General features: G+C 24.2%; 8 protein-coding genes. 6 read left to right on the top strand and 2 right to left on the bottom strand.

Annotated elements, in window-relative coordinates; all coding sequences use genetic code 11:
• Window positions 1-143: 143 nt before the first annotated feature.
• Window positions 144-278 carry a hypothetical protein gene (locus KGF48_RS20465; RefSeq protein ID WP_255640444.1) on the bottom strand — a complete coding sequence of 45 codons (135 nt, stop codon included), beginning with the start codon at window positions 276-278 and terminating at the stop codon, window positions 144-146.
• A 165-nt stretch (window positions 279-443) separates the two neighbouring features.
• Between KGF48_RS20465 and KGF48_RS19525 the strand changes: the two genes are divergently transcribed.
• Window positions 444-1,241, top strand: a complete 798-nt coding sequence (locus tag KGF48_RS19525; protein ID WP_227868486.1) for a hypothetical protein — start codon at window positions 444-446, stop codon at window positions 1,239-1,241.
• Between the two features lie 510 nt (window positions 1,242-1,751).
• Here the strand turns inward: KGF48_RS19525 and KGF48_RS19520 are convergent.
• Entirely contained in the window at window positions 1,752-2,357 is a 606-nt protein-coding gene (locus tag KGF48_RS19520; RefSeq protein WP_227868485.1) for a DUF3794 domain-containing protein, read from the bottom strand.
• A 198-nt stretch (window positions 2,358-2,555) separates the two neighbouring features.
• Between KGF48_RS19520 and KGF48_RS19515 the strand changes: the two genes are divergently transcribed.
• From KGF48_RS19515 to KGF48_RS19495, 5 genes are all read left to right on the top strand, one after another.
• On the top strand, window positions 2,556-3,128 hold the full coding sequence (locus KGF48_RS19515) for a DUF3794 domain-containing protein (RefSeq protein WP_227841006.1): 573 nt from the start codon (window positions 2,556-2,558) through the stop codon (window positions 3,126-3,128).
• 26 nt (window positions 3,129-3,154) lie between these two features.
• Complete coding sequence (locus KGF48_RS19510) at window positions 3,155-3,757, top strand: DUF3794 domain-containing protein (RefSeq protein WP_227830470.1); 603 nt, start codon at window positions 3,155-3,157, stop codon at window positions 3,755-3,757.
• Window positions 3,758-3,787: 30 nt separating this feature from the next.
• Window positions 3,788-4,987 (top strand): hypothetical protein, encoded by a 1,200-nt coding sequence (locus tag KGF48_RS19505; RefSeq protein WP_227868484.1) that lies wholly within the window; start codon window positions 3,788-3,790, stop codon window positions 4,985-4,987.
• 383 nt (window positions 4,988-5,370) lie between these two features.
• The gene (locus tag KGF48_RS19500; protein WP_227841004.1) at window positions 5,371-6,171 is read left to right on the top strand and encodes a PIG-L family deacetylase; all 801 of its coding nucleotides are present in this window, start codon (window positions 5,371-5,373) and stop codon (window positions 6,169-6,171) included.
• Between the two features lie 184 nt (window positions 6,172-6,355).
• Complete coding sequence (locus tag KGF48_RS19495; protein ID WP_227841003.1) at window positions 6,356-7,072, top strand: response regulator transcription factor; 717 nt, start codon at window positions 6,356-6,358, stop codon at window positions 7,070-7,072.
• The last annotated feature ends 428 nt before the right edge of the window (window positions 7,073-7,500 follow it).

Genomic DNA, 7,500 nt, shown 5'->3' with positions numbered 1-7,500 from the left:
AAATATATTTCTAGCATTCGAAGTTTTATTTTTTATTAAAGTACAATATGATAAAGATGTGAATCTGTATTAAAAACAAAAAATAAACTACAATCTATTAGTCTAGATCGAAGTTTCAAATTCAAAATAATTTAAGTAATGATTTATTCATTAAAATCGTCTTGATTGCTATCAGGACGATTTTTTAGTTTATGTAAAAATTCTTTTAATCTACTTATAGAATCCAATACTCTTATTATACCTCTATTACATAAAAGTTCTTTCACATGTTCATTCATATATTTACACAAAATATAAAAAAATTATATAATTCAAGTAAAAATAGTATTTTTATATATATTAATGTAAAATTTTGTTTTTATTTGTATCATAAATGTACCCAAGTCATATATATATATTAGGATATTGAATTTATCCTAATAAATATATAGGAGTGGTAAAGAATGGATAATACAAAGAGTTTAGAATATTATAAGAATAATTTAGAATCATGTTCTAGTGATTTAATGAAATTAGTAATTGGATTGACAAAAGAAGAATATTTAAATACAAATACAAGAGCTTATTTAACACCTTGTCAAATATGGAGAATAATAAAATATTTTTTAGTTGGTGAAAGTTATGATTTATCTGATGCAAAAGTTAAATTGGATTTTCAAAAAGATTTAAATTTCAATTTAGATAATGGCATATTAAATGAACTTTCCGAAGAATTAGAATCTCTAATAGATTCTAACTATGTAAAAAATTGCAAACTTAGAGAAGAATTAAAAAGAGCTTTTAGATTATCTGAGTGTTTAGCTGAAGCTATAAGACAAATAAACTGTAATGATAAATGTGAATTTTTAGTAGGAAAATTATTTTGCTTATTAGTACAAATTATACTTTTAATAATATCTATTATAGCTAAAATAATTATACTATTAATATTCTGTAGTGATTGTATTTCATGCAATGATGAAAAAGATGTAAGATCTTCTTTCTGTGATTGTCTAATTTGTGATTTAGAAAAAGAATTGGATCAAATAGAGGAGTTAATTGATGAACTAATTAAATTGGCCATTGCATTTATAAAATGTGGTTCAAAAAAATGTAAACATGATGAACATCATGGATGTGACTATTATAATGTTTATTATGAAAACTCACCTTATATAAACAACTATGAAGATAATATACAAGAATGTTTTGATAAGTACAAAAAACAATGCTATACAAAAAAATGCAATAGAAACTACTAAAAATTTTATTTTTATAAAAAACAAAAGCTTTAAAAAACTATGTTAAGTATAATAGAGTATATTATTTTAATCTAATATATTTTGATAGCTAAATATATAAAATAATACAAATAATATAATTTTTTGGCTATTTGAAATACTTTATAATAAGATGCAAACTATAATACAGAAGAAGTTACTTCAATGGATTTAAAAATCTATAGGAGATAGCTTCTTTTGTATAAGTAAAAATCTATAATATTTTTACTTTTTTTAAAACCCATAAAAAGACCTTATTTTTATATGTAATTGAGGTCTTTTTTTCTTACCTTGAATTTACTGATATATAAATTGTTCCAATATTTTAACTCAAATCGTAATAATTATAAAATTTAATAATACTATATTATATTAATTTATTATATATTTACTTATAATGATTCTTTTATTCTATCTTATAAAAACTGACTTTAATTGAATAAAAAGACAATAAATATATGTAAATATACTTATTGTCTCTTATTTAAATATTTATTTGTATCTCATTTTGCTATTATATTTATCACCAAGACTATATTTACATGGTGTAACATTATTACAACTATCTGAACAGGTATCATTATCATAATAGCATAAATTTGGATTATGCATACAATAACTTCTACAGCATTTACAATTATTACAATTATGAAGTTGTGGACAAATTACAAATAATAGTGATAAATCAATCATTCTACAATCAAAGTGTTTTACACAAATATTCTCTATTCCAATAAAAATTGTTTCTATAATATTCTCACATTTATCATATCTCAAATCTTTTAACAAGATAAATTGACAAAATGGTATACTCCAATGTGCAGAATGAAGAGACTGCTGACAATTATCTCCAGTATATATAATTTTAATATTTTTAAATCCTTTTATAATTAATTTTGGCCCTAGTATAGTGTTAATAATCTCCTTATCTTCTATGCATATCTTTACACTTACTTCATTAATACATTCTATATCTGGTTTTTGTGTTGGAACACATAGTATATCATCTTCTATAAATTCTTTATAGTATTTCATACATTTGTTATCTGGATAATTTTCTAAGGGGGTAATTCCAGTTTTTAAAATACTTTCATTCATATAAATATCTCCTTAATTTTATAATTATATAGAGATTGAAGTTTCTATATACATTTTATATATGATATAGAATCATATATTGTTATAAAAAATCTAAAAAAATAAAAATATTCAAAAATATGTAACAAAAAGTCGAAAATTAAATAAATTATATTGAGAGCTAAAAACTTTCAATAAATTATATAAGGAGAGATAAATATGAATAGTAATGCATGTGCTTGTAATATGGATTTAATTGATGTAAGTGGTTTATGTGACACAGACGATGTTACACAGGTTATAAGTCAATATCCTTATTGGTTTCAGATGTATATACCAGAAACCTTAAATATCCCAATACAAAAACCAGATATTGAACAAATAAACTCAGTTAATGTATCAGTGAATATATTGAGAACAAAAGTAGTGAAGACACCTATATCACCTTTAGATGCTAATTGTGATTTTATACCAAACTTAGAAGGAAAAATCTCTACAGGAAGAAAAATTATTGTTGAGGGTGAATTGTGTCAAAAAATATCTTATACAGCTGATGAAAAATCTCAACCAGTTCATTCTGCACATTTTTATGTACCATTTTCAAGCTATATAGTTATACCACATAAAATTACTTTTAATAATGCTACACAATTAATGAAATTAGACTCACTTGATGTAGATTATCAAGTAAATGCGTGTATAGAAGATTTGTCTGTAAGCCTATTAGATGCAAGAACTATATCGAAATATACAACATTATTATTATATGCAATACCAAGAAATACATTATAAAATTATAAAAATAAGGAGTAGAGGAAATGTTAAATTCTAATTATACAAATGGCACATCTTATCAATTCCATGATAAATGCGGTTGTGATGATAAGATATTAAATATTGTTGGTGTCTATCCAGAATCAAAAATAGAAAAAGTTTTACAATGCCCTTGTCCTGAAGATAAAAACAAATGGACAGAGTTTTTTGTATCAGAAACAGTAGATATACCATCACAAAAGCCAAATATAGAAGATATAGTAGAGGTACATTCTTGTGTAGATATAATATCTCAAAGAGTAATAAAAACACCTTTGGTAAACGGATACATCTCATGTAATGGAAACTCTATACCAGGAGAAACTATACCAAATGGAGAATGTACAAATTTGACAGGAAGAAAATTAATAATAGAAGGACTACTAAGACAAAAAATAATCTATACAGCAGCGCTAGATGAACAATCAGTTCATTCTGCACATTTTAATATACCATTTTCAGTATTTATAATAATAGACAAAAATACACCACTATACCAACAATTTAAGATAACAGCATATATAGAGGATATATATGCATGTGTATTATCAGAAAGAAGTGTCTTTAAAAATACAACTATTTTTATAAAGGCATCAAAAATATGTTAAGTAATTTAAATAAAATGAGGAGGAATAAAAATGGGATGTAATAAAAAAACTTGTGAATGTGACTTTAATATCAAAACTTTAGGTATATGTGATGTATCAAAATTAAATATGAATGGATGTAAAAAGGAAAACTTAAATTGGACAGAGATTTCAATTCCTGAGATACTTCCCATCCCAAGATTAAAACCTGATATAGAAAATATAGATCAAGTTTATGCAAGTGCAACAATTACTTCAGTAAAACTTATAGAAACTCCATTTGCATATAAATCATATAATTTATATATTAGCTTAGATATATTGAATAGAATAGAAATTATATTAGATGGGTTTCTAGAAACAAATATACAGACACCAATTAATACATTGATTGGTGGAATAAATGATTTAATATCAACAATTAAGGATGCCATACCTTTAATACCTGGATTAGGCGAGATTATAAATCCTTTATTAGCTAAACTACAAAGATTACTAGATTTAGTTCAACCATCTGTAAATTCTCTTTTATTTGATATTAATAATTTGTTAGATACAATTCAAACTGATATAGCAAGAATAGTATGCGAATCTCTTAATTCTATAATATGCAGAGCAGACGATTTAATAAGATTACTAAAATCTATACAAAATGTTATCAATGATATATTTGAAACAGTTAGTACACTTGAAGGACCATTAATAGAAACATTAATAACAACTTTACAAACAATAATTAATAATATCATTACACCTTCATTTGATATCTTAATTGGAGAAAATGGTGTATTAATTATACTTGTTGAAAGTTTAAGTAGAATACCAATTGATTGTGAAAATACTAGTGCATTTACAATACTACAAAATGCTGAAGGAACATGCTTAAATGGAAGAAAGCTAATAGTGAATGGTTTATTAAAACAGAAAATAGTATATACTGCTCTAGTAGATGAACAATCAGTTCATTCTGCACATTATGAAGTACCATTTTTAGCATATATAATTCCATATGCCAAATTTGAATGCTTGACATATGAAGAAGGAATAGTTATTTCACCACCTGGAAAACCAATAGTTACAATAAATGGTTATAGATATAATCCTAAGTTAGGCATAGAAGTGGATTTATGTGAGGAATTTATTGTAAATTCATGTATTGAAGATATATATGTAAATGATCTTGATAAAAGAACTATATTTAAAAATATAACATTATTCTTAAAAGCACAATTAAAATCGTTGTGTAATTAATGTTAATACTATTTTACTAGTATACTATATAAACGAATATAAACAAACAAAATTATAACAGTGTCTAAATTTTCAAAGGCGTTAATAATACTAAATTTGCGCCTTTGAATTTAGTTTAAATACTTAACACCGTACTAAATTAAAGCAATGAAAAAGGGTTAATCACTTGTCTAAAATGATGCAGATAGAAGATATAAAAAAAGATATCAACCATCTAAACCATCCCTTCTTTTTTCTTACTTATATATAAAATTTTTTAATTTTACTTTAGCACAAAAAAAATTTATTCCATTAATCTACTCTATAATTTTTACTTTTTAAGAAATAATTTTTAATACTTTGATTGATAATATAACTAAGACAGCTTTTCAGGAGATGATTAAATGACTCTTAAAAACAAGAAGTTTACTATAAATAAGTATGGAATTTTATCTATCATTTTAGTTTTATGCTTTATTTTAACAGGTTTTAATAGCTATATTAATTATAGTCATAGAAAATTTAAAGATTATGTTGTTTTCTATGTTCAACATCAAGATGATGAAGTATTGTGGGCTGGCAGTGCTATTGTAAACGCTGTAAAAGAAAGAGGAAAAAATCATGTATTTGTGGTTTTAGTATCTACTGGATGTGGTATATCTGTTTTCGATAGATATAAAAAATATGAAACTCTTACAGATAGCCAAAAATCAGAATATAGAAATAGAGAATTCTTAGCTTCTCTTAATAATCTAGGAGTAAAAAGAGAAAATATAATAATATTGCCAGAAAAAAATGTAAATGGTACTACTAATTTTAACTCTATGGAAGAAATTGCAATTACTTTTGAAAAAAAATTTAAAAGTGTAACCCATATAGCACATACTTATAAGTTAGATGACCATTTACAACATATAAAAAATGGCTCTGTCATTCAAGGTCTGTATAACTCTGGTCAAATCAAAGATGCCAAATACTTTGTAAAACCTAAGTTTGCTCATGAAATAAGTTTTAACAACAAGATAGTTTATAAAGCTCATTCTATTGAGGATTATGAAAAAGTAAAAAATGCGTGTGAACAATACAAACTTATTGATGAATCAGAATGCAGAGAAGGTATTGGTTATAAATCTGACCACAAGTCTTTTGATAAATTATTAAATGATAAAAATGTTCCTTCTATACTCCACACCCCTAATTTATAACAAATATTTATTTTAAAATAAATATTTGTTATAAATTCTTAATAATTATGAAACTCCTTTGTTATTTATATTTGTTAATATATTTTTAGAGCTAATCAGTTAATATACTTACTATTTTCTGAAACCAATTTTTAGTATAAAATAAAGATTGATTAAAAATAAAATTTCGAGGGGGAATAATAAAGTGAATCAAAATATATTGGTCGTAGATGACGATAAAGAAATAGTAGATGCTATAGAATTCTATTTAAGACCTGATAATCTTAATGTTTTAAAAGCATACGATGGCTTAGAAGCTTTGGATATATTAATTGAAAATGATATTAAATTAATAATAATGGATGTAATGATGCCTAATTTAGATGGTCTTAAAACTACACTCAAAATAAGAGAAAAAAAGAATATTCCTATAATCCTTCTATCTGCAAAATCACAAGATATGGATAAAATTATAGGTCTTAATATGGGCGCTGATGACTACATAACTAAACCATTTAATCCACTAGAACTTACTGCACGAGTAAAATCTCAACTTAGAAGATATATAAACTTAGGAGACTTTAGTAATGCAAATAACTCAAACGATACTAATTATATTTTAAAAAGTGGAGGTCTTGAGCTAAATACAGATACAAAAATAGTTTCTTTAGATGGTGAAGAAGTTAAAATGACACCTCTTGAGTATAAAATACTTGCTCTTCTCCTATCACGAAAAGGAAAAATATTCTCCTCTCATGAGATTTATGAAAAAGTTTGGAATGAAGATGCTTATAGCTGTGAAAGAACTGTTGCTGTTCATATTAGAAGAATTAGAGAAAAGATTGAAGTAAACTCAAAAGAACCAAAATATTTAAAGGTGGTGTGGGGAATTGGTTACAAAATTGAAAAACTTAATTATTAATGATTCAAGAGCAAAATTTATTTTATTATTACTATTATTTCTCTCCTTTTCTACATTATTTGAAACAATATACGATTTAAATAATAACTTTATTGATATTAATCAGTATAATTATTTCTATAATGAGGAGGTTATACCTTATTTCTATTATTTTGGTACGCCTTTGTCCTTACCAAAAGCAAATTTAAAGTTTATTTGTGAAGGTATTACATTAGCAAGTTGTTTATTATCTGTATTATTTCTTATATTATATAAAAAAAATAGCCAAAAGAAAGTTAAACTCTTAGAAAACATTATTACTTTCTTTTCTAAGATAAAAATTGAAATTATACTTATATTAATTTTAATACTTTTAGCATTACGATTTTATATATTTACAAATACTAAAATGTTCTACAATGCCAATTTAATTATATTTAATTTTATTA

The organism is Clostridioides sp. ZZV15-6388, assembly GCF_020657755.1.
In the GTDB taxonomy this organism is placed as follows: Bacteria; Bacillota; Clostridia; order Peptostreptococcales; family Peptostreptococcaceae; genus Clostridioides.
The sequence above is the reverse complement of the archived record's forward strand: the minus strand, read 5'-3'. Positions and strand labels throughout refer to the sequence as shown.